This window comes from Mycolicibacterium arcueilense, from assembly GCF_058536225.1.
The window spans coordinates 45267-66410 of the sequence record NZ_JBZTYL010000010.1 but is presented as its reverse complement, the minus strand read 5'-3'; the positions used below and the strand labels follow the sequence as shown (position 1 = coordinate 66410).

Below are 21144 nucleotides of genomic sequence, written 5' to 3'. Positions count from 1 at the left end.
GGATCGTGGGTCACTACATCGCGAACGTTCGCGACATCGAATTCAATCTCTTCCAGGTTCTGGCCTTGGGGCCGGTCATCGACTCGGGCGCATTCGGCGACCTCGACACCGAGACCGCGCGCACCATGCTCGACGAGGTCGCGCGCTTTGCCGAAGGTGTTGTCGCAGAATCGTTCGTCGACGCCGACCGCAACCCTCCCGAGTTCGATCCGGCCAGCCACGACATCACCGTGCCAGGACCACTCGCCAAGACCGTGCAGGCCGTCAAGGACGCCGAGTGGTGGCGTGTCGGGCTCGCCGAGAACGCCGGTGGCACAGCGGCGCCCGCGTCGTTGGTGTGGGCGATCCAGGAAATGGTCATGTCCGCCAACCCGTCGGCGATGTTCTTCTACGGTCTCGGCCCGGCGATGGCACACACGCTGGCCGAGGTCGGCACCGAAGAGCAGCAGCGCTGGGCGCGCATGAGCATGGACAAGGGGTGGGCCGGCACCATGGTGCTGACCGAGCCCGATGCCGGGTCTGATGTGGGAGCCGGGCGCACCAAGGCCATCGCACAGCCCGACGGCACCTGGCACATCGACGGGGTGAAGCGCTTCATCTCCGGCGGCGACGTCGGCGATACCGCCGAGAACGTCTTCCACCTGGTGCTGGCCCGCCCCGAGGGCGCCGGGCCCGGCACGAAGGGGCTGAGCCTGTTCTACGTCCCGAAGTTCCATTTCGACTCGGAGACCCTCGAACTCGGGGAGCGCAACGGTGTATACGTCACCGGGCTCGAGCACAAGATGGGCATCAAATCCTCGCCGACGTGCGAGGTCACCTTCGGCGCGCACGGCACCCCGGCCGTCGGTTATCTCGTCGGCGACGTACACAACGGCATCGCCCAGATGTTCCGCGTGATCGAGAACGCCCGCATGACCGTCGGGGTGAAGTCAGCCGGAACCCTGTCCACCGGCTACCTCAACGCCCTGGCGTACGCCAAGGACCGCATCCAGGGCTCCGACATGCTCAAGATGACCGACAAGACCGCACCGCGGGTCGCCATCATCGAGCACCCCGATGTCCGACGCAGCCTGCTCACCCAGAAGGCCTACGCGGAGGGCCTACGGTCGGTGTACCTGTACACCGCCGCGCACCAGGATTCCGTGGTGGCGCAACATGTCTCGGGCGCGGACGCCGAATTGGCCCATCGCGTCAACGATCTGCTGCTGCCGATCGTGAAGGGCGTCGGCTCCGAGCGGGCCTACGAACTGCTGACCGAATCGCTGCAGACCCTGGGCGGTTCCGGCTACCTGCAGGACTACCCGATCGAGCAGTACATCCGCGACGCGAAGATCGACTCGCTCTACGAGGGCACCACCGCCATCCAGGCCCTGGACTTTTTCTTCCGCAAGATCGTCCGCGATCAGGGCAGCGCGCTGGCCCACGTCGCGGCCCAGATCTCGGCAACGTTGGAAGCCGGGGGTGGGCTGGAGGCTGAGCTCGCCCGGCTCGCCACGGCGCTGAACGACGTGCAGTCGATGGCCGCCACCCTCACCGGCTACCTCATGGCGGCACAGGAACAGCCCGAGCAGCTCTACAAGGTCGGCCTCGGTTCGGTGCGGTTCCTGCTGGCGGTGGGCGATCTGCTGATCGGCTGGCGACTGTTGGCCGGCGCGCAGGTCGCTCAGGCCGCGCTGACAACCGCCACCGATCGCGACCGTCCGTTCTACGAAGGCAAGATCGCTGTGGCGAAGTTCTTCGCGCACAACATGTTGCCGATCCTGACGGCGGTGCGTGAGGTCATCGAGTCGGTCGACGGCGACGTGATGCAACTGGACAACGACGCGTTCTGACGTCGCGCCGGGGAAGATGGTTCCCATGGCCGACTTCGTGATCGCTCCCCCGCCGCAGGCATCGCTACCCGTCAGCGGCGGGGCCGGACGCTTTCCGATCCGCCGGGTGTTCTGCGTGGGGCGCAACTACGCGGCCCACGCACGGGAGATGGGCAAGGACCCCGACCGGGAGCCGCCGTTCTTCTTCATGAAGCCGGCCGACGCCGTGATCGACGCGGCGGGCACTGTCCCGTATCCGTCGCTGACATCGTCGTTTCACCACGAGATCGAACTGGTGGTCGCGCTGGGGTCCGGTGGCAGCGAGGTGGCACCGGACGACGCGCTCGGGCTGGTCTGGGGCTACGGCGTCGGTGTCGATCTGACCCGGCGCGATCTGCAGGACGAGGCCAAGAAGCTGAGCCGGCCCTGGGATTGGGCCAAGGGGTTCGACGCGTCGGCCCCGTGCACCCCGATCCGCCCGGTCGCAGAGGTCGGTCACCCGGACAGCGGCGAGATCTGGCTGCGGGTCAACGGTGAGCTGAAGCAGCACGGCGACCTCAAGGACCTGATCTGGTCGGTGCCCGAGGTCATCAGTGCGATCTCGACGGCTGTCGACCTGGCCCCCGGCGACCTGATCTACAGCGGAACCCCCGCCGGGGTCGGGCCGATGCAGCCCGGTGACGTCATCTCCGGTGGCGTCGGAGGAGTCGCTGAATTCAGCTTCACGATCGGCCCAGCCGATCGGCAGCCCGCCTGACCCGCTGGCCGGCGGTCTCCACCTGGCGGGCGGTCATGGATCGCAATGGGTGTACCGACAGGATCAGCGCGACCCGACCGTCGGCGTCGAAGACGGGTGCGGCAATGGTGGCCACCGGCTGCGCCTTGCCTGCCGTCCCGCCGGACGGCACCAGGCCGATCGTGGCGAATTCGGCGAGCAGTTGATCGGTGATACCGCGCACATGGTCGGGCAGCCCGTCACTCGACAACGTGCCGACCAGTTGTGCCGCCCGGGTCAGGTCCGGTGTCGTCCAGTCGATGTCGTAACCACGTTCCCTGGTCTGGGCAAGCACCTCCTCGAGGCGGCCCGCCAACTCCTCGCTGAGGCCGGGCGCCCGCTCGATCCAGCTGCGTTGCTCATCTGAGCCGCCCCAGGCCGCGAACGCGACGCCGAACGGCGGTGCGTATCGGATCCGGTCGCCCGGCGCCGAGGCCGGCTGAAGGCCGGCTCCCTCGAACGCGGTGATCACCAGCTCGTCATCGAGCCGTTCGACGACCGAGGCCGCGCAGTCGAGTTCTTGTGAAAGTTCTTGGGCGGCAATGCGGGCCGCATGCGCCAGAGGTCGCGCGGCCTCCGTTCGGGCCGCCACCACCGCCAGGCCCGGGCCGAGGGCGAACGTCTTGTCAGCGGGATCGCGGATCAGCCAGCCGCGGTCGCACAAGGTCTTGAGGATGGCGTGCGCGGTGGCCTGCGTCAGGTCCAGCGCGCTGACCACATCGGAGAACCGCAACCGGGTATCACCGGCACCCGCCAGCAACTCGATCACATCGAGCACCCGATTCGTCGGCGCCGAGCCCGCACCACGCACCCTTGACTCCGTTCTGGACGGTTCCTACAGTCTACCTTGTCAATTCGAGAGATTATCTCGAATATCAGAGAATTGGTAGGTGCGATGCGCGCAGTCGTCCTCCGGGCCGGTCAACTCCAGGTCCGCGAGATCCCTGATCCCGTACCGGGTCCCGGTGAGCTTCTCCTGCGCGTGCTCAGCACCGCGATCTGCGCGTCCGACGTCCACTTCATGGACCACCCCGAACTCGGCCTCAACGATCCGACCGGCCGATCGCTCTATGACGCGGACCGTGACGTCGTACTGGGCCACGAGTTCATCGGCGAGGTCATCGGTCACGGGGCCGACTGCAGCGATCAGTTCCCCGTGGGTAGCCGAGCCACATCGATCCCCATCAGGCTGGTCAACGGTGGTGCCGACGGCGCCCACATCATCGGCCAGCACCCGGACACCCCCGGGAGTTTCGCCGAACTGCTGGTGGTGGCCGAATCGATCGCCCGCCCCGTCACCGGCGACGCCTCCGTTGACGCCGTCGCGCTGACGGACGCCTTCGCGGTCGGCGAGTTCTATGTTCGCTCAGCCAGATTGGAGCCCGGCGAGATCCCCATCGTGATCGGCGCCGGAGCGATCGGGCTGTCCGCGGTCGCGGCACTGGCCCGCCGCGGCGTCGAACCGATCATCGTCTCGGACTTCCAGGCCGACCGACGTGCCCTGGCCTGCAAGGAGTTCGGCGCCCACATCGCCGTCGACCCGGCCGAACGCTCACCGATGGACGTTTGGCGCGAGGTACGCGCCGAACGCAACCTGTGGGGCCCGGCGGTGGTGTTCGAATGCGTCGGAGCGTCGGGCCTGATCCAGAAGATCGTCGAGGAATCCGAGATGGGTACCCGGATCTACTGCGCGGGCGGTTGGTACACCGGCGACTCCCTCGACATCACCACCGCCACCCGCCAGGGCGTGACCTTGCAGTTCGGCGGCGGGCCGTGGCCGCAGGACTGGTACGGAACGCTGGACGCCATCGTCGCCGGAGACCTGGACCCGACACCCAGCATCGGCATGGTGATGCCGCTCGACGAAGTTCCCGACGCGCTTGACCTGGCCCGCCGGTCGGTGGGTCCGGCGCGAATTATTGTGCATCCGAACGGAGACCACGCATGACGACCCACGACGACCGCCTGGACATCATCGACGTACTCGTCCGCTACGCCACCGGGATCGACCGGCGGGACTGGCCGCTGTTCCGCACCGTCTTCACCGATGACTGCGTGCTGGACTACGGCGAGATCGGCAAGTGGAATGGAGTGGATGCCGTCACCGAGTTCATGGACCAGGTGCACGCGATGGCCGGGCACACCCTGCACCGGCTGAGCAACCATGCGATCGCAGTCGATGGCGACACCGCAACGGCCCGAACGTATGTGGACTCGCTGATCATGGCTCAAGACAACAGCTCCGGTGTCAACGGCATCGGCTTCTACGACGACGAGTTGGTCCGGACCACAGCGGGTTGGCAGATCGCGCGACGGCAGTTCACCGCGGTGCGGATAGCCAATGTCTGACTTCGCCAACCAGTACGGGCCGTGGGCGTTGGTGGCGGGCGCCTCCGACGGGGTGGGCTCGGCGATGGCCGAGGAGTTGGCGCGGCGCGGCCTCAACGTGGTGCTGCTGGCCCGCCGGCAAGAGGTTCTCGACGACGTGGCCGCGGAGATCACGGAACGTACCGGAGTGCAAACCCGAACGCTGGCAATAGATCTGGCTGTGCCAGGGGCTGCCGGTGACGTGATCGCTGCGACCGAGGATCTCGACATCGGCTTCCTGGTCTATTGTGCGGGCGCCGATCCGAACTTCCGGCCGTTCCTGTCGAGCCCCCTGTCGGATGCCGAGTCACTGGTGCAACGCAACTGCCTGGTGCCGATGCAACTGTGCCATCACTACGCGCAGCCCATGGTGGAGCGAGGCCGCGGAGGCATCGTCATCTTCGGGTCCGGGGCCGGATTCGCCGGCGGGCCGAACATGGTGGCCTACGGCGCGAGCAAGGCCTTCGACATGGTGTTCGCCGAGGCACTCTGGACCGAGCTACATCCCTCGGGTGTCGACGTGCTCGGGCTGATTCTCGGTAAGACCGACACTCCTGCCCTGCGCAAGCTGGAACACGAGCGAGGCCAGATCTCCTCATCCGAAGACACTCCACCGGGCGCGGCGGCCGTCGATGATGTGGTGGCGGCGGCATTCGCCAACCTCACCCAGGGACCGACGTGCCTGGTGGGTCCCGAGATTCAGGCGGCGGCCCAGTTGATGGCCTCCGTCAGCCGCAACGATGCGGTGCGGTTCATCGCGCAGGCGGTCACTGCGGCCATGGGCTGAGGCGGACAGGGACGGTCAGCGGCCCTCGGATGGCGGGGGTATCGCGCCACGTAGGGATGCCCACCAGCGTCGGTCGGCGTCGCAGCATGTGTCGCAGGGCGGCCGTTGTTTCCAACCGAGCCAACGGGGCACCCAGGCAGTAGTGCGCGCCGTGTCCAAATGTCAACGGGGCAGGTCCCGACCGTCCGGGACGGAATCGGTCTGGATCCGGGTAGAACGCGGGATCGCGATTGGCAGCCGCGACGCAGGCCAGGACGGTTTCACCGCGTCGGATGTCGATGCCGGCAAGAGTCTGGTCGGCGGTGGCGGTACGACCGGTCGCCTGGACGGGGCCGTCGAGGCGCAACAGTTCAGTGACTACTGCCGGGTCGGCAAGGTCGATCCCCTCTGCCGGGCAAATGCCGTCGTGGTCCGGAGTGAGCAGTCGGACAAGGCTGGAACCGAGCAGGTTTGCGGTGGTTTCGTGTCCGGCTACTGCGACGAGAATTGCGGTGACGACGACTTCGTCGAGGGTGAGGCCCGGGTCGGCAGCGATGTAGCTGAGCAGGTCGTCACGGGGATGGCTTCGCCGATCAGCGGCAGCGGGCAACATGTCGGTGAGTAGCGCCGCGGCCGCTCCGATCCCGACTTCGAGTTCGCCCCGATCGGCGAAGCCACCGAGGAGGCGGATGATCGCCGGTGAATTCTCGCGCAGTGCTGAGCACTGATCGACGTCGAGCCCCAGCCATGCGCCGATCACCGCGATCGGCAGCGGGAGGGCAATCTGCGCCATCGCATCGAAGGGTCGGTCTGCGGGAATCGTGGAAATCGTTTCACGACATATAGATTCGATGCCTTCGGTTAGTCGGCTGATGAATGTCTTGCCGAAGACATCCCGAACGGCGCCCCGCAACCGGCCGTGGGCGGAGCCGTCGGTGAACAGCATGCTGGCTTCCACGAATGTTGAGTTGAAGAATTCCGCTGCGCCAGCGGTCGCCAGGTTCGCGCGGGGGTCGCTGGTCCAATGCTGTCCGGCCAGCACCTCGCGGACCGCGCGATAGCCGAGGACCAGCCATGCCCGTGCGGTGTCGTCCCATACAACGTCACCGTCGCGGCGCCGTGCGTCGTAGAACGGATAGGGATCGGCCGCGTCCCAGGGAAGTCGTGCCTGCGCGAGATCAGGGATGGTCATGGTGATCCAATCCGCAGGGCAATCCGCGTTCACGGACCCAGGCATGGTGCAGCTTCCCGAGTTCGGTGGTGGGCTCGGCGACGCCGGAGAGGTCTTCGAGGATGGACCGTACGGGGACTGTGGCCCGGAGTCCCGTGGCGATGTGATCGAAAGCAATCTGAAGGCGGGGCAGGAATACGAACTCGCGGGTCACTGTCATGCCCGTAGTGTTCTGCTCGCCCAGGAGCGCGCGGATGCTTCGCGCCATGTGATCCGGTGTGTAGGTCACCGGTTGCGGCTGGTTCGTCGCGTGCGTCATGTCGGAAACGATGCGCCGCAGGGCCGCCGGACTCAGCGATTCCTCGGCCGATATCAGACCCAACTGCAGCATCAGGTCGCGGCAATCGTCGTAGCGGCCCTCCATCCCGGCATGCATCAACATGAGGAACAACCGGCGTGGCCGTTCAGTGAAGGTCTGGACGCAGCCGAAATCAAGGCAACCGACGGTGCCGTCCGGGTTGAAGAGAAAATTCCCGGGATGTGGGTCGACCTGGACGAGGTTGCCATGACGGGACCCCGAGTTGATGAACCGGAAGATCGCCTCGGCCCAGGTGTTCCTCAAGTCCTGGTCGGCGTGTTGGGCTGCGGCCCAATCCATCCCGTCGAGATAGGTCATGGTCAGTACCCGGTCACTGGATGCCTCCGGGATGACGTCCGGGATCCGGATAGACGGGTGGCCCCTCAGCAGGGCAGCGAACGCCGTGATCATCGCGGCCTCGTGCCGATAGTCGACTTCCTCGGTGATCCGCGCGGTGATCTCGGCGGCCATGGCCCGGATGTCGATGGTCATGCCGGTCGCGGCGGCCCCAAGGCGCATGAATGTCAGCAGTAGCTCGGTGTTGGCCAGGTCATCCCGGATTGCCTGCGCCACACCGGGGTATTGAATCTTGACCGCCACCGTACGTCCGTCTCGTAACACCGCCCGATGCACCTGACCAATCGATGCCGCCGCGATCGGTTGATCGTCGAATTCGGCGAAACACTCGTCTTCTGGGCCGAGTTCACCCTCGAGGACGGTGTGCACGAGCGCGGCAGGCATCGGCGGCGCTTCGGCCCGTAACCGAGCCAATGCTTTCTGATACGGGGCGAACCCGGAATTGCCGATGGCGTCGGCGTCGACCATCGACAGAATCTGGCCGGCCTTCATCAAAGCACCCTTGGAATGACCCAATAGCTCGGTGTAACGCTCAGCCGTGCGTTCGTGGAACCGCTCGACGGCGCCTTGCGAACCGGTCTTCTCCCGGATTCCCGCAACCAGCCGCCCACCGGCAGCACGGGCCGTGAACCCGGCCAGCGGCATGGTTCGGCGGAGCCTGCCGCGTGGCACCTCATTGTCGGCCGGGGTCATCCGACCTCCCTCCTGAGCCTTGTATGGTCATCGAAGGCGCCAGGTAGACCTCGTTCATGCACCCAGGCGTGGTGCAGCTTTCCCAATTCGGTTGTGGGTTCGGCAACTCCGTCCATGTCATCGACGATGCTCCGTGCCGGCAGCGTGGCGTGCAGGTCGGCGCAAATATTCGTCAGGGCCTGATTGACCCGCGGAGCGAAGGCGTAGTCATCGGGCACTTGCATGCGAGAGAGCGGATTAGCGGAGTCGGGGCTGAACATCCAACGCGTGGTTCGTGCGGTGCTCTTGGGCGTGTAAGTAACCGGCTGCGGGGCGGCGATGACGTCGTAGAACACTTGAGTCCAGAAATCGCAGAGCTCTTCGCCGCTGATCAGGTAGTCGTCGGTGATGAATCCGGCTCTGATTACGTCAGCACGCAGGTCGTCGAGACGTTTGTCGATGGTGTTGCGCACGATGGAAATCCACATTCTGCGCTTCTGTTCCGCCAGAACCTTGATGCAGCCGAAGTCGACGAAGCCGACACTGCCGTCCTTGCCGAACCTGTAATTGCCGGGATGCGGATCGGCGTGCAGCAAATTGCTGTGCCGTAGGTTCGAGTAGCTGAACCGTGTGACCACTTCCGCCCAGCGGTTCTTGAGATCTTGTTCAGCTTGTTGCGCTGCAGTCCAATCGATTCCGTCGATGTAGGTCATGGTGAGAACCCGGTCCGTGCAAGCATGTCCGATGACGTCGGGGATACGGAAGAACGGATGGTCGACATACAGCTGATGGAAGGTGGCGATCATTTTCGCCTCACGCTGGTAATCCACTTCTTCAGCGATACGAGCGGCGTACTCACGCGCCAGCTCGCGTGGGTCGAAGACGATCCCCGAGGCCGAAGTGGCAAATCGCAAGAACGTGGCGATGAGTTCCGTGTTGGCGAGATCCTCTCGGATGGCCTGCGCCACACCGGGGTATTGCACCTTGACCGCAACGTCGCGTCCGTCGGGCAGAACGGCGCGGTGAACTTGTCCGATCGAGGCCGACGCGATCGGCTCGTCGCTGAACTCGGCGAAAGTCGACACTCCGCCGTCGAGCTCATCGTTCAAGACGTCGCGGACAAGAGCCGGCGCCATGGGAGGAGCATCAGCCTGAAGCCGGACCAGTGCCTGTTGATAGGGCTCGAATCCGCCTGTACCGACGACTGATGAGTCGATCAACGACATCAGCTGACCAACCTTCATCAGGACACCCTTGGAGTGGCCCAGCATCTCGACATAGCGCTCGGCGGTGCGCTCATGAAACCGCTGTACGGCACCACCGTCACCGGCCAGTTGCTGCACTCCCGCGGCGAGGCGGCCGCCGGCAGCACGGGCAGTGAAGCCCGCCAAGGGCATGGTCCGCCGGAGTCGGCCTTGCGGCACATGGTTGTGCTGTTCTGCCATCGAACCACTCCCACCGGGTTGGACTCGTAGTACAGTGCATTCATACGAAGAGTAAGTGATCACTTTCAGGAGGTCAACGATGTCGGCCGGATCAACCCGGGAACGGCTGGTCACCGAGGCGATGAAGTTGTTCAGCGACAGGGGTTTTGAAGCCACCAGCGTCTCCCAGATCGAAGCCGCGGCAGGCTTGTCGGCTGGCTCGGGGGCCCTCTACCGCCACTTCAGGTCCAAGGACGCCCTGCTGTCAGCCGGTATCGACCGCCAATTGGACCGGCGCTCAGCCATGCAGGACATCCGCGCCCTCTTCGCCGGGCTCGGCGACCTCCACAGCGAACTGACCGTGCTGGGTCGCTACCTGCTCACGGTGATCGACCAGGAAAGCGAACTACTCCAGATCGCCGCCCGTACGCCGGCAGGTCTGTCCGACCGTCTGGACACCGCGTACGCCGCGCTCGTCGACGGGCTGTGCGCCGAACTGAACGGGTGGATCGGCGCATGGGCGCCGAACAAGTCACGTGACGAGACCCGGGTGCTGGCCTCACTCGGGATCAACAGTCTGCTCGGAGAACGGCTCGCGTCCAACCTTTTCCGCCGGCCGACAGCGCAATCTGCCGACGACGAGTATCTGCGGGAATGGACCGCCACCCTCGCCGCACGCGTGGAATCATTCGGCTGAGCGTCCCATCGAGGTTCACACCACCGGGTGAGGCTACGGCCCGCGTACTGCCTTGCCGCCGCCGGTGTGGTCGTTGCCGATGCGTTGCCATGGGTCGGGGTGGTCGAGCGGCGTCCACCCGATCGGAATTTCCGGCTCTACGGCTTCCAGGGCGCATGGTTCTGGGTCCCAGAGGAGTTCGAAGCTGGGAAGGTCAGGTTGGCAGAAGGTGCTGTCCCAGTCCGTGTTCCAGTCGAAATCCCACTCTGCGTCCGGCTCGAACTCGGGGCCTGGCTTCACGTCCCAGTCCGGGTCTGGGTCAACCACCGGCACCGGCCGCGGCTCCGGGTCCGGGTCTTGGGTGGGGTTCGGGTCCGGCTGGGATTGTTGTTGGGGGCCTGGTGCCCGTTCCCATTCCCATGTGGGATCCGGTGCGAGGTCGGCTGGTGCGCGATCGGATTCGGGTGGGGTGAGCAGAAGTTCGGGGCGGTGAAGGTAGTTGATGCGGTTCTGGCCGTGATCCAGTTCTAGTGGCGGGTGCCACTGCACGACACCGTCGGGGGTGATGGTGGTGGTGTAGCCGCCGCCGTCATCGACCAGGCGATTATCCGGGCCACAGGCCAACGCCATCTCATCGACGTTGGTGTTGCCGCCGGCAGCCCAGTCGGCCTCGCCGTGGTGGGCTTGGCAGCCGTAGGCCCCGACATTGCAGCCCGGTTTGGTGCAGCCTCCGTCACGGGCGATGAGCATGATGCGTTGCGCCGGGCTGGCGGTACGGCGGGCCCGAAAATAGTTCAGCGCTGCGCCGGTGGCCTTGTCGAACACCGCCAGGTGATGGTTGGCGTGGCCACCCATCCGGATGACGTCTTTGATGGGCACCTTCGTCCCACCCCCGGTGATCCCGATCCCGGCGCGCGATTCCAGGTCGTGCAGGGTGGTGCGGATGATGATCGACACCGGGAGCCCGTTGAGCTGACCCAGATCGCTCATCAACGCGATCCGCCCGATCACGATCAGCGCATCGTGCTGACGCTGCGCGAGGCTGCGGTGGTCATTGTCGATTTGAGCCTGGCTCGGGGTGCCGGATGTGCAGGGTTGTTCATCGTCGGGGTTGCACATCCCGGGAGCGGCGAATTTCGCGAACAACACTTCCATGACGGCGGCGGCTTCGGGATCCAGGTTGGCCATCAACGCGGTCATACCGTCGCGGCCCTGCTTGCTCATCGTGATCGCGCGTGTGCGGGCCCGTTCGGTGTCGTCGGGTTCGGGGCCGTCCTGATCGAGCAGGAACAACCGCAACTCGGCGGTGTCTTTGAGCTCTTTGGGACCGACCCCGACCGCGACCCGGACCAGGTCGGCTTCGAACTGCTCACGAGTCACCTGATCGACAAAGCCCGGTAGCCGGTGCACCGCATCACGCAGCACCTTGACGTGATCCCCGTTGATCAACCCCGCACCTTGGGCGGCAGCGACCACGGGCAGCTCCGCAGGCAACGGCTCCCCGGTCAACGAACGCCGTGGCCCCAACTCGGCGGCCTCACCCAGGCGGCGGCTGGCTTCGGTGGTCGACAGCCGCCAGCGGATCCGCAGCACCTCGTTCCAGGTTTTGGCGCCCAACTCCTGCGCAGTGGATCCGGCTTGCAGGTGGGCCAGCAGCCGATGCGCCACCGAAGGCAGCTGGCACGTCAGGGTTTCGTACTCGTCGAGCACCGCGACCAGCTCAGCGCGGGTCAACGAACCGAAATCACACCCGGCGAACGCGTCGTACGCGGCGCGTAACCCCGCTACCGCCTGGACCGCACCCGCCACCATGAATCGAACATACATTCGACCACCGACAAGTGCGGCCGGCGCAAACTAGACCCGGTCGGGCGCCCAGTACTCCAGCATCTCGGCGAAGGTCTCGAACGCCGGCTTCGACACCCCGTAGGCCGCCTCGAAGTGGATGCTCAACGGGAAACCGAGCTCGGCCACGCCGTCGATGACCCGCTTGTAGAGGTCGAGCATCAGCCGGCGCTTGTCGGCGGGCTCCCGCTGGGCCAGGTCGGTGACGAACGCCTGCTCAGCGGCGACGGCCTCGTTGCCCGGGTCCTGGATCAGCCAGTTGATCAGACCGACCTTGGTCTCCATCTTCGGCACGAACCCGAACGACAGGAGGATCTCGGGGCGGTGATCGGTGGTCTTGGCGAGCTCGGTCAGGAACTCGACGATGGCGTCGGAGTACAGCAGCTGGGTCATGCCGTATGTCGCGCCCTGGTCGCACTTGAAGTTGAACCTGCCCTGCTCGCCCTCACGGGTGGGGATCAGGATGGCGCCGCGGTTGGGCACCAGGTCCTCATAGGTCGACAGGGCGTCGGTCGGGGCCACACCCTCGCCCTCGCCGTCTTTCATCGTCCGAGGCACGCCGACGAAGGCGATGCCCTCGAAACCCGCCGCACTCAGATCGGTCAGGCGCTTGCCCAGCGCCTCGGAGTCCAGGAACGAGGTGACCTGTGTGCACAGACCGCGCATGCCGGGCAGCTCGGGCCGGAGGATGTTCCAGTAGTCCAGGACATCCATCCGCGGCTTCATCTCGATCGGACGGTCGTCGTCCTCGTCGATCATCCCGGGGATCATCACGTGGCGGATCCGGCCTTCGATACCGGTCTCAGATGCCAAGGCGAGCACTTTTCGCGCCTCGTCAACGGGGTACTGCACACCGCGATCAAGGGTCGGCGGGACGAGTTCCAGCGCGATGGTGTTCAGAGGCACCTGATTGCTCCACACTCTCATTACATTCAGACACGGCGTCACGGGCAGCGTTGACCATGACCGGCCGGTCCATCCACCCTACGGAGCCAGATCGTGCGACCACACAGGTACCTCCGCCAATCCGCGGCGTGGTAGACCACCTGCATGGCTGAGCGCGTCACATTCCCCAGTTCGACGGGCCCGATGCTGGCCGGGGTGATCGATCGGCCCGTCGGACCGGTCCGCGGCTGGGGCGTGTTCTCGCACGGCTTCACCCTCGGCAAGGACTCTCCCGCCGCCTCGCGCATCTGCAAACAGCTGGCTGCCGACGGCATAGGGATGCTGCGCTACGACGCACTCGGCCTGGGCGGGTCCGAGGGTGACTGGGGTGACGGCTCGTTCACCCACAAGACCCAGGACATCATCGAGGCCTGCAAGTTCATGGCCGAGCGCGGCACCCCGGCCGACATCCTGATCGGACATTCGTGGGGCGGTTCGGCCGTCATTGCCGCGGCCCGACGATCACCGGGTGTCCGGGCGGTGGTGACCGTGGGTGCACCGTTCGATCCCACACACGTCGAGCGTCAGTACGACGCAGTGATCGAGCAGGTCTGCGCCGAGGGCAGCGGGCAGTGGATGGTCGGCGGGAAGACCCTGACCCTCAAGCGCGCATTCGTCGAAGATGTCCGAGCCACGGAACTGCTCGACAAGATCAAGGGCCTCAAGATGCCACTGCTCATCCTGCACTCCCCGACCGACAACACCGTCGGCATCAAGAACGCCAGCGACATCTTCTGGGCCGCCCGCCATCCGCGCAGTTTCGTCTCGCTGGAAGGTTCCGAACACCTGCTGACCGGGCCCGGGCAGGCCAAACGCGCCGGACGAATCATCGGCGCCTGGGCCGACGCCTACCTCGACGTGCGATAGCGTCGCTACATGTCTGACGCAGCCACTCAGATCGCGTTCGTGCAAGCCACCTGGCATCGCAATATCGTCGACAAGGCCCGAGAGGGGTTCACCGAGCAGATCGGCACCCATGGCTTCGACGGCACGGCGTGCGAGTTCTTCGAGGTGCCCGGCGCCTTCGAAATTCCGCTCACCGCAAAGCGTCTGGCACTCACCGGACGTTACCGGGCGATCGTCGCGGCCGGGCTCGTGGTCGACGGCGGCATCTACCGCCACGAGTTCGTGGCCACCGCGGTGATCGACGGTCTGATGCGCGTGCAGCTCGACACCGAGGTGCCGGTGTTCTCGGTCGTGCTCACCCCGCATCACTTCCACGAACACGACGAGCACATCGACTACTTCACCAAGCACTTCGTCAAGAAGGGCGCGGAGGCGGCCAACGCCGTCGCGGCCACCCTGGCATTGCACAGCTCGCTGGATTAGTCGCGCACCAGGGCGTCACGGCCGGCCCGGATCATGTCTTCTCGGGCCACCACCTTCACCCGCTCACGCCCCTGCACTTCTCCCAAGGAGACCTCGTGGGCATCGAGGCGCTCCCATTCCGCCCACGTGGTGTAGTCGACACCGTTGGCCGACAGGTGCTCGAGTATCGCGTCAGGATCGCGAGTTTCGGGAGTCCGCAGGCCCGGCAGGTCGTTGAGCAGGCTCGCGACGGTTTCGGCCGCATCGGACTTGGTGTGTCCGATCAACCCGATCGGGCCTCGCTTGATCCACCCCGTCACGTACGCGGCGTCGATCAACCCACCGTCGATATCCAGCACCCGGCCCGCGTCATTCGGGACGACGCCCGCGTGGTGGTCGAACGGCAGCTCCGCCAGATGCGATGACAGATAACCCACGGCGCGGTACACCGCTTCCACCGGCCAATCGGTGAATTCTCCTGTGCCGCGGACATTCCCGTCGCCGCACAGTTCGGTGCGCTCGGTGCGCAGGCCCTCGACTCGCTCCGTGCCCAGCACCTCGACCGGCGACTGGCACAGGTGAAGGTGAATGCGGTGCGCCGCACCGGTGGGCTCGCGCTGCAGATACTTCATCATGGTGTCCACCACGAGCCTGGTCGACTTGCTCGTGTTGATCGCGTGCTGGCTGGCCTCGTCGATCTCGAAACCCTCCGGATGCACGATGACGTCGACGCTGGGTGAGTGCGACAGCTCGCGAAACTCCATGGGGCTGAACTTGATCTGTGCCGGCCCGCGGCGGGCGAAGACGTGGACGTCGGTGGCCTGGTTGGCGGCCAACCCCTGGTAGACGTTGCCGGGTATCTCGGTGCTGAGTTGTTCGTCAGCCGGCTTGGCCAGCATGCGCGCGATGTCGAGTGCCACGTTGCCCGCACCGAGCACCGCGACGTGCTTCGCGGTCAGCGGCCACGTACGGGGTACGTCGGGATGCCCGTCGTACCAGGACACGAAGTCGGCGGCACCGTAGCTTCCCGGCAGATCGATGCCCGGGATGTCCAGCTGCCGGTCGGCCCTGGCCCCGGTGGAGAAGATCACCGCGTCATAGTGGCGGCGCAGATCGGCCAACCGCAGATCCGTGCCGTAGTGGACATTGCCGATGAACCGCACGCTGTTCTCGTCACGGGAGAGCACCCGTCGCAGGGCCTTGATGATCTCCTTGATCCGCGGATGATCCGGGGCGACTCCGTAACGCACGAGTCCGTACGGGGCAGGCAACCGGTCGAATACGTCGACGCGCGCGTGCTCGTACTCCTTGGTCAGGATGTCGGCGGCGTAGATGCCGGCCGGGCCCGCGCCGATGACTGCTACCTGGATCTTCCTCATGCCAGCCCTTCTATTTAGGTAAGGCAAGCCTAAATAGAAGGTGCGGCCGTGTGAGGTCTTCCCTACGAGATCCCCGTCACGGTGCGGTGGCGCGCCGGACGTGCCCGGCGATGTGGTCGTAGACCTTCCTGGTGACGTCGACGTTGTTGCTCATGATGTTGTAGCCGTGGTCGACGTCGGGCACTTCGTAGTACTCGGCCAGGGCGCCGACCGCCTCGAGTTTCTCGGCGTATCGCCACGCCTCGTCGCGCAACCGGTCGTACTCGGCGGTGACGATCAGCGCCGGGGCGATGCCCTCGATTCCGTCGGCGTTCGCGCCCCAGGCCGGGGACGCCAGCCGATCGGTGCGACGGGCCCGATCGGGTATGTAGGCGGTGTCGAAGACCTCGCCCATCCACGGCTTCAACACGGCCTTGGCGCCCACCGGGGAGTGTTTGTCCTTGGTGGCGGTGACCAGATCCAGCGGTGGATAGTGCAGGACCTGTAGCGCGATCCGCGGTCCGCCGCCCTCCAGCGCCAGCCGCGCGGCCGCCGCGGACAAGCTGCCGCCCGCACTCTGCCCGCCCACACACAACCGGCCGCCGTCCCAGTCATGCTCGGGCTTGGAGACCCAGCTCAGTACGTCATAGATCTGTTCAGCCGGGGCGGGAAACCGACGGTGCGGGGCCAACAGGTAATCGACGTTGATCACAACGACATTCGCGTGTGCGGCGAGGAAACGACACCACGGGTCGTCCTGCTCCCGGTGTCCGACGACGAAACCTCCGCCGTGCACGTTCACGTACACCGCGGGCTTCCCCTCGCCGGCCGCCGGGTGATACACCGTGGCGGCAACGTCACCGTGACGGGTCGGGATCGTGATCAGCGTTGTGCGGCCAGGTATTTCGGGGAACCGAACGGCGCTCATGGGCCCCGGCCGCACTCCTACGGAGAACAATCGGGCCAGGGCATCAGCCAACATCGGTGTGGACAGTATGGACACGATTTCCTTCGCATGAGCGGTGAGTTCAATTGTTTCAACCGAGAGTGTCCGACGGATTCTCACCGAAAGTATGCCGATAGGCAGCCGCGAAACGCCCGGTATGGGCGAATCCCCAGCGAGCCGCGACGGCCTGCACCGTCGTTGTCGCCGGATCGGCGTTCAGCAGCTGGCGCCGGGCGAGGTCCAGACGCACCCGGCGCAGATATCCCATCGGCGAGACCTCGAGGTGGCGCCGGAACATGTATTGCAACGCGCGGGGCGTGACGTAAACCGCCTCGGCGATGTCGGCGAGGGCGATATCGCGGTCGGCGTTGGCTTCGATATAGGCGATGGCTCGCCGCAGCAGCGCCGGTTTCGCGTCGCGCCGATCGGTGGGACCGGGTTCGAGCCCGGCATTGGTCGGCATCGTGGAGACCACGGTCGCAGCCAGCATCGAGGCGGTCGTCGAGGCCAGCAGCGGCGGCACGGGACCACTCCTGCCCTGCACCACCGAGCGCACGTACTCGATCGCGACGGTGAGCTGGTACCCCGCCTGCGGCGATATCGGACGATGGCCGGTGAACCGCACGGGTCCGCCCGGTTCGCCGGGACCCGTCGTCGCGACGCGCCCCAGTAATCCGGTGTCGAACATCGTCAGGTCGTAGCCGGCCCGGCAGACCCGGCCCGAGTAGGGAAGTTCCGGCGGCGAGAACAACGTGACGTCTCCGGGCCCGAACACATCCTGCGGTTCGCCGATGAAGTTCTCCTCGATACGGCCGGAGTGCACTCGGCACAGGCAAATCCGGTTCAGCGGATCGGCGTCATACGACATGTGATAGTCGAGCTCGAGTTCGTCGAAACTGATGGACCCCAGCCACTTCCGGACGATGCGCGTCGTCGGGCGCTCCCCCGGGCCCCGGCCGATGGACATCTTCGTGTAGGCGCGCGCCAGGAAGTCCTCGGTTTCGCCGAGGTTCGTACTGGTGAAATCCAGATCTTCGTTCGCCGTCATCACGTTTCGCTCGAGGTGGACTCACTGGGGCGCGGTCGCAGCCCCAGAAAGCCATCCTACCTGCATCGCTTACGTTGTAAACGGCAACAGCGGGCCGATCAGCCGGAACCAGCCGTCGCGCCCGTGAGGCCCACGACGGGCAGGTGATGGTCCGCGAATACCTTCAGTAGCGGACGCAACGCACTCCCGGCCACCACGTGCCAGGCCGCGTGCCCTTGGTTGCACTCGTCGGCGAATGTCAACAGTTCGCGGAAGCCACTGACCGCCATGAAATCCACCGCGCGTAGATCCAGGACGAAGGGGGTCCCCGGCTGAATGAGCCGGCGGATCGCGGCGATCAATCGGTCCGCGTTGCAGATATCGATTTCCCCCTCGACCACCAGCACAGTGGCCGGGCCACGGATATGCGCCGAGACCCGCGCGCCGGCGCAGTCGACGACCGTGGTGTCGGAGGAACGGACCGGACGCAGCCGATCCGCGTAGTGAACTGCAGTCATGATGACACTCCATCGCCTAGCTACAAGGGAGCGAGGTGCGACCCTCGATCACGCGACTTCGGCTGTGTCCTCAACCGCATTGAGGCTATCGCGATCGCCGCAGGCGGGGATCGATTCGGATTCCGGCGCACGAGCCTTCGATAATTCGAAACGCGTTTAGCCACTGATATTTTCGACTCCAATGAGACGGCTCGGCGACTGATGAGGATTTCGTTGCCTGGATCGACCCACACCGCCGGATGTTCGTTTATTGACCCGCACGTTTGCGGCACCGTGTCACGGGCCATGTTCAGTCAATTATGTGAATCCGGCCACCCGCGGATGGCAAAGGCCCCGGAAAGTCCTGGACATCGGTCCAATCCCGATAAACGTGAACATGGCTCATGTCAGTGATGTGCGACGATTCAGACGTGGTCACCCACAAGCCACTACGGCGCCGCCAACCAGTACAGGAGCGCAGCAGACGACGCGTCGAGCGCATCCGGGCTGCGGCGCTCGAGCTGCTCGAGACTCAGGGAGTCGACGCCGTCACCACCCGGGCGATCGCCCACCGTGCCGAAGTTCCGGTCGCAACGGTGTATCAGTTCTTCCCGAACCGGGATGCGATCCTGCAGGAGATCGTCACCGACCACCTGGACCGCCGCGATGCCGAGGGCGCAGCAGTCCTGGCCGCGCTGGCGCCGACCAGCCTCGCCGAGGTCGCCCACGGCATCTTCGAATTCCACTACGAACACCTGCGGAACCATCCGCATCTGGTCAACTTGCACTACACCAGCCTGGCGAGTGGACAACTCGCCGATCCGCGAGTGCGCCGGGCCGAGTTCGCCACCGCGTTGCATGCCGGCCTGCTGCACTGGGGGCTGCTGCGAGAGGGCACCGATCCGCTGGTGACGATGGTCGCCGTCGAGATGGGTGATCGCCTGCTGGAGATGGCCTTTCACGCCGGCCCCGAGAAGGACCGCGCGATTCTCACCGAGGGCGAACAGGCGCTCACCCAGTACCTGCAGGCCTACGCCGCACCCACCGCCTGATCAAAGCCACCGGCGCGGAGTTGCTTGGCCAGCGCGAACCGGGTGAGCGTGCCGACGAACCGATCGAGTTGCGTAGGCCGGGCGCGCATCCGCGAACCGAAGGTCCATTGCCCATCACAGCGTTCGAGCACGAGCTCCTCCACCGGCTCGTCGAACACCGGGGTCGCCACGCCCGGCGAGCTCGCATCAGTCCAGTTTTCGACGATGTGCACCTGTAGGCGGTTGCCGTCGACCCGCCGGACCAGTAGCGACGTCGGCGTGGCCGACACGGCGACGGTGGTGGTTTCGAAGTCGCCGCCGATCCCGACCTGGACGACGTCGTCGACGAGCGGAACACTCAGCCAGGTGGTTCCGGGCCGGAGTTGGTCCAGCAGCCGGTCCAGACCGGCCGTCTGCAGGGACGACGAACACGCACGCATACCGTTAATGATTATCATTTTCATCAATTGCCCTCAACTTCTCGGGCAACTGCGCAGCTCAGCGGGTCAGCGGCGGGCCCCGCTGCCACCGACTTCGGCGGCCAGTGGCGGCGGCAACGGTGTCGTCGGTGTGGGCGACGCGGTGGCCGGGGCGGGAGCCGCGCCCGGACTCTTCACCGAGTCCTGTGTGGCGGGCGAACCGGGGCGGTGAAAGTCGATCATCGCCTCCTCCCGGATCACCTTCTCCCCCACACTGAGCACCAGTGACTTCGCCGTCACCAGGTATTCGATCCCGGCGTTGTCCACCCGGAACGCGCCGTCGTCGTTGCGCGTCGCGGGCACGATCAGCTTGGCGCCGTCGCGCAGCCGGACACCGCGGTACTCGTACTTGCCGCCCGCCACCGAACAGATCGCCACCCGCGAGGCGTCAGTGCTGCCGTACAGCACGGTGGCGTCCGCACTCGAACACCGGGCCGTCGAGTCGACGTACCCGCGGCCGTCACTGGCCGGCGCGGCCGACGCCGACGGAACACCCACCGCGAGCAACGTGACACCCGCCGTCACCGCAGCGGTGAGACAGCGACGCGGGGACCAGACACCAGACATCGGTTACCACTGAACCACGGCTTTGCTGCTTACGAGAGCGTCAACCCCGAGACAGCACCGAATCGTTAGGTCCCCGCAATACAACCGGTTCTGACGGGGAGAACACCCACGGGATCCGTCGGTAGCCCGCGGGCGGGTTCTAGGACGCCAGGCTGCGCATGGTCCTCACCACGAAGTCGTCCAGCAGGGCGTCGCGGGTGGGCCAGTCGTTGGTGGTGATCAGCAGGGCATAGAAACCGAGCAGGAAGAACACCGCGCTGTTCCACGGGCTGACGTCGGCGGCGACCTCACCTTGCTGCTGGGCCAGTTCGATCTCGCGCGCGACACCCGAGATCACAGGATGCTCCTGGCTGTCCGGCGCAGGGGGACGGGTCTGCGAGAAATGCAGGGCCAGAAAGTCTTTGAACAACACGCCACCAAGCCGTCGCTCCAGGCCGACGACGAGCCGCATCGACTCGCGCAGTCCGTCCTCCAGGGTGTGCGGCTTCTTGAGGAACTGCGTGTACAGCTTGGCGATACGTACCTCTTCGCGCTGCTCGAGTTCCAGCAGCACATGTTCCTTGGTGGGGAAGTGAAAGAAGAACGTGCCGTGTGCGACACCAGCCGCAGTGACGATCGTGCCCACATCCGCTTCGGCCATCCCGGCGCGCTTGAACTCGGCGATCGCCGCACCCATCAACCGCTCGCGCGTCTGTAGGCGCTTCGCCTCACGCGCGGACAGCCCGTCTGCCACAGCCATTCCATTCCTTCGCGTTGACCGGGCC

21 protein-coding genes and 1 pseudogene are annotated in these 21144 nt (G+C 65.7%); 9 read left to right on the top strand and 13 right to left on the bottom strand.

Annotated elements, in window-relative coordinates; all coding sequences use genetic code 11:
- Positions 1-5 precede the first annotated feature (5 nt).
- Entirely contained in the window at positions 6-1832 is a 1827-nt protein-coding gene (locus AC4LGL_RS15475) for an acyl-CoA dehydrogenase (RefSeq protein WP_491839531.1), read from the top strand.
- 25 nt (positions 1833-1857) lie between these two features.
- Positions 1858-2568: a fumarylacetoacetate hydrolase family protein gene (locus AC4LGL_RS15470; protein WP_491839530.1), complete on the top strand. Its 711-nt coding sequence runs from the start codon at positions 1858-1860 to the stop codon at positions 2566-2568.
- On the opposite strand, the gene AC4LGL_RS15465 is transcribed toward AC4LGL_RS15470, so the two are convergent.
- Positions 2534-3364: an IclR family transcriptional regulator gene (locus tag AC4LGL_RS15465; RefSeq protein ID WP_491839697.1), complete on the bottom strand. Its 831-nt coding sequence runs from the start codon at positions 3362-3364 to the stop codon at positions 2534-2536. The genes AC4LGL_RS15470 and AC4LGL_RS15465 overlap by 35 nt on opposite strands.
- Positions 3365-3481: 117 nt before the next feature.
- Between AC4LGL_RS15465 and AC4LGL_RS15460 the strand changes: the two genes are divergently transcribed.
- From AC4LGL_RS15460 to AC4LGL_RS15450, 3 genes are read left to right on the top strand one after another with little or no spacing between them, the layout of a single operon-like run.
- Positions 3482-4534: a zinc-binding dehydrogenase gene (locus AC4LGL_RS15460; protein WP_491839529.1), complete on the top strand. Its 1053-nt coding sequence runs from the start codon at positions 3482-3484 to the stop codon at positions 4532-4534.
- A complete protein-coding gene (locus AC4LGL_RS15455; RefSeq protein ID WP_491839528.1) occupies positions 4531-4935 on the top strand; it encodes a nuclear transport factor 2 family protein in 405 nt (134 codons plus the stop codon). The genes AC4LGL_RS15460 and AC4LGL_RS15455 overlap by 4 nt, the downstream gene beginning before the upstream one ends.
- Complete coding sequence (locus AC4LGL_RS15450) at positions 4928-5740, top strand: SDR family NAD(P)-dependent oxidoreductase (protein WP_491839527.1); 813 nt, start codon at positions 4928-4930, stop codon at positions 5738-5740. The genes AC4LGL_RS15455 and AC4LGL_RS15450 overlap by 8 nt, the downstream gene beginning before the upstream one ends.
- On the opposite strand, the gene AC4LGL_RS15445 is transcribed toward AC4LGL_RS15450, so the two are convergent.
- The 3 genes from AC4LGL_RS15445 to AC4LGL_RS15435 are packed head-to-tail and all read right to left on the bottom strand — an operon-like array spanning position 5721 to position 9722.
- A complete protein-coding gene (locus tag AC4LGL_RS15445) occupies positions 5721-6911 on the bottom strand; it encodes a cytochrome P450 (protein ID WP_491839526.1) in 1191 nt (396 codons plus the stop codon). The genes AC4LGL_RS15450 and AC4LGL_RS15445 overlap by 20 nt on opposite strands.
- Positions 6898-8298, bottom strand: a complete 1401-nt coding sequence (locus AC4LGL_RS15440) for an ABC1 kinase family protein (protein ID WP_491839525.1) — start codon at positions 8296-8298, stop codon at positions 6898-6900. The genes AC4LGL_RS15445 and AC4LGL_RS15440 overlap by 14 nt, the downstream gene beginning before the upstream one ends.
- A complete protein-coding gene (locus AC4LGL_RS15435) occupies positions 8295-9722 on the bottom strand; it encodes an ABC1 kinase family protein (protein ID WP_491839524.1) in 1428 nt (475 codons plus the stop codon). Before AC4LGL_RS15435 ends, AC4LGL_RS15440 begins: the two co-directional genes overlap by 4 nt.
- A 79-nt stretch (positions 9723-9801) precedes the next feature.
- On the opposite strand from AC4LGL_RS15435, the gene AC4LGL_RS15430 reads away from it, so the two are divergent.
- Complete coding sequence (locus AC4LGL_RS15430; RefSeq protein WP_491839523.1) at positions 9802-10398, top strand: TetR/AcrR family transcriptional regulator; 597 nt, start codon at positions 9802-9804, stop codon at positions 10396-10398.
- Between the two features lie 306 nt (positions 10399-10704).
- On the opposite strand, the pseudogene AC4LGL_RS15425 reads toward AC4LGL_RS15430, so the two are convergent.
- Positions 10705-12204, bottom strand: a pseudogene (locus AC4LGL_RS15425) (DUF222 domain-containing protein); the annotation flags it as partial.
- A 30-nt stretch (positions 12205-12234) separates the two neighbouring features.
- Entirely contained in the window at positions 12235-13128 is an 894-nt protein-coding gene (locus AC4LGL_RS15420) for a mycobacterial-type methylenetetrahydrofolate reductase (RefSeq protein ID WP_064961132.1), read from the bottom strand.
- Positions 13129-13272: 144 nt separating this feature from the next.
- Here AC4LGL_RS15420 and AC4LGL_RS15415 point away from each other — a divergent pair, with 144 nt between their 5' ends.
- Both AC4LGL_RS15415 and AC4LGL_RS15410 read left to right on the top strand, forming a co-directional pair.
- Entirely contained in the window at positions 13273-14034 is a 762-nt protein-coding gene (locus AC4LGL_RS15415; RefSeq protein WP_491839522.1) for an alpha/beta hydrolase family protein, read from the top strand.
- Positions 14035-14043: 9 nt separating this feature from the next.
- The gene (locus tag AC4LGL_RS15410; protein WP_491839521.1) at positions 14044-14496 is read left to right on the top strand and encodes a 6,7-dimethyl-8-ribityllumazine synthase; all 453 of its coding nucleotides are present in this window, start codon (positions 14044-14046) and stop codon (positions 14494-14496) included.
- On the opposite strand, the gene AC4LGL_RS15405 is transcribed toward AC4LGL_RS15410, so the two are convergent.
- From AC4LGL_RS15405 to AC4LGL_RS15390, 4 genes are all read right to left on the bottom strand, one after another.
- Entirely contained in the window at positions 14493-15854 is a 1362-nt protein-coding gene (locus tag AC4LGL_RS15405) for an FAD-dependent oxidoreductase (RefSeq protein WP_491839520.1), read from the bottom strand. The two genes, AC4LGL_RS15410 and AC4LGL_RS15405, sit on opposite strands and share 4 nt — an antisense overlap.
- Before the next feature lie 76 nt (positions 15855-15930).
- The gene (locus AC4LGL_RS15400) at positions 15931-16836 is read right to left on the bottom strand and encodes an alpha/beta hydrolase (RefSeq protein WP_491839519.1); all 906 of its coding nucleotides are present in this window, start codon (positions 16834-16836) and stop codon (positions 15931-15933) included.
- A gap of 34 nt (positions 16837-16870) precedes the next feature.
- Positions 16871-17827, bottom strand: a complete 957-nt coding sequence (locus AC4LGL_RS15395) for a helix-turn-helix transcriptional regulator (protein ID WP_491839518.1) — start codon at positions 17825-17827, stop codon at positions 16871-16873.
- Between the two features lie 98 nt (positions 17828-17925).
- Positions 17926-18324, bottom strand: a complete 399-nt coding sequence (locus AC4LGL_RS15390; RefSeq protein ID WP_491839517.1) for an STAS domain-containing protein — start codon at positions 18322-18324, stop codon at positions 17926-17928.
- Between the two features lie 410 nt (positions 18325-18734).
- Here AC4LGL_RS15390 and AC4LGL_RS15385 point away from each other — a divergent pair, with 410 nt between their 5' ends.
- A complete protein-coding gene (locus AC4LGL_RS15385; RefSeq protein WP_064932302.1) occupies positions 18735-19355 on the top strand; it encodes a TetR/AcrR family transcriptional regulator in 621 nt (206 codons plus the stop codon).
- On the opposite strand, the gene AC4LGL_RS15380 is transcribed toward AC4LGL_RS15385, so the two are convergent.
- The 3 genes from AC4LGL_RS15380 to AC4LGL_RS15370 form a co-directional block, all read right to left on the bottom strand.
- Positions 19334-19774 carry a hypothetical protein gene (locus AC4LGL_RS15380; RefSeq protein WP_491839516.1) on the bottom strand — a complete coding sequence of 147 codons (441 nt, stop codon included), beginning with the start codon at positions 19772-19774 and terminating at the stop codon, positions 19334-19336. The two genes, AC4LGL_RS15385 and AC4LGL_RS15380, sit on opposite strands and share 22 nt — an antisense overlap.
- A gap of 66 nt (positions 19775-19840) precedes the next feature.
- Complete coding sequence (locus AC4LGL_RS15375; RefSeq protein ID WP_491839515.1) at positions 19841-20380, bottom strand: hypothetical protein; 540 nt, start codon at positions 20378-20380, stop codon at positions 19841-19843.
- 139 nt (positions 20381-20519) lie between these two features.
- The gene (locus AC4LGL_RS15370) at positions 20520-21119 is read right to left on the bottom strand and encodes a TetR/AcrR family transcriptional regulator (RefSeq protein WP_491839514.1); all 600 of its coding nucleotides are present in this window, start codon (positions 21117-21119) and stop codon (positions 20520-20522) included.
- Positions 21120-21144: the final 25 nt, after the last annotated feature.

Coding starts and splice junctions, on each gene's coding strand:
- AC4LGL_RS15390 (WP_491839517.1), bottom strand. CDS start 18,324: ATGACTGCAGTTCACTACGCGGATCGGCTGCGTCCGGTCCGTTCCTCC.
- AC4LGL_RS15445 (WP_491839526.1), bottom strand. CDS start 6,911: ATGACCATCCCTGATCTCGCGCAGGCACGACTTCCCTGGGACGCGGCC.
- AC4LGL_RS15375 (WP_491839515.1), bottom strand. CDS start 20,380: ATGTCTGGTGTCTGGTCCCCGCGTCGCTGTCTCACCGCTGCGGTGACG.
- AC4LGL_RS15380 (WP_491839516.1), bottom strand. CDS start 19,774: ATGCGTGCGTGTTCGTCGTCCCTGCAGACGGCCGGTCTGGACCGGCTG.
- AC4LGL_RS15415 (WP_491839522.1), top strand. CDS start 13,273: ATGGCTGAGCGCGTCACATTCCCCAGTTCGACGGGCCCGATGCTGGCC.
- AC4LGL_RS15405 (WP_491839520.1), bottom strand. CDS start 15,854: ATGAGGAAGATCCAGGTAGCAGTCATCGGCGCGGGCCCGGCCGGCATC.
- AC4LGL_RS15430 (WP_491839523.1), top strand. CDS start 9,802: ATGTCGGCCGGATCAACCCGGGAACGGCTGGTCACCGAGGCGATGAAG.
- AC4LGL_RS15470 (WP_491839530.1), top strand. CDS start 1,858: ATGGCCGACTTCGTGATCGCTCCCCCGCCGCAGGCATCGCTACCCGTC.
- AC4LGL_RS15455 (WP_491839528.1), top strand. CDS start 4,531: ATGACGACCCACGACGACCGCCTGGACATCATCGACGTACTCGTCCGC.
- AC4LGL_RS15440 (WP_491839525.1), bottom strand. CDS start 8,298: ATGACCCCGGCCGACAATGAGGTGCCACGCGGCAGGCTCCGCCGAACC.
- AC4LGL_RS15410 (WP_491839521.1), top strand. CDS start 14,044: ATGTCTGACGCAGCCACTCAGATCGCGTTCGTGCAAGCCACCTGGCAT.
- AC4LGL_RS15460 (WP_491839529.1), top strand. CDS start 3,482: ATGCGCGCAGTCGTCCTCCGGGCCGGTCAACTCCAGGTCCGCGAGATC.
- AC4LGL_RS15395 (WP_491839518.1), bottom strand. CDS start 17,827: ATGACGGCGAACGAAGATCTGGATTTCACCAGTACGAACCTCGGCGAA.
- AC4LGL_RS15450 (WP_491839527.1), top strand. CDS start 4,928: ATGTCTGACTTCGCCAACCAGTACGGGCCGTGGGCGTTGGTGGCGGGC.
- AC4LGL_RS15435 (WP_491839524.1), bottom strand. CDS start 9,722: ATGGCAGAACAGCACAACCATGTGCCGCAAGGCCGACTCCGGCGGACC.
- AC4LGL_RS15370 (WP_491839514.1), bottom strand. CDS start 21,119: ATGGCTGTGGCAGACGGGCTGTCCGCGCGTGAGGCGAAGCGCCTACAG.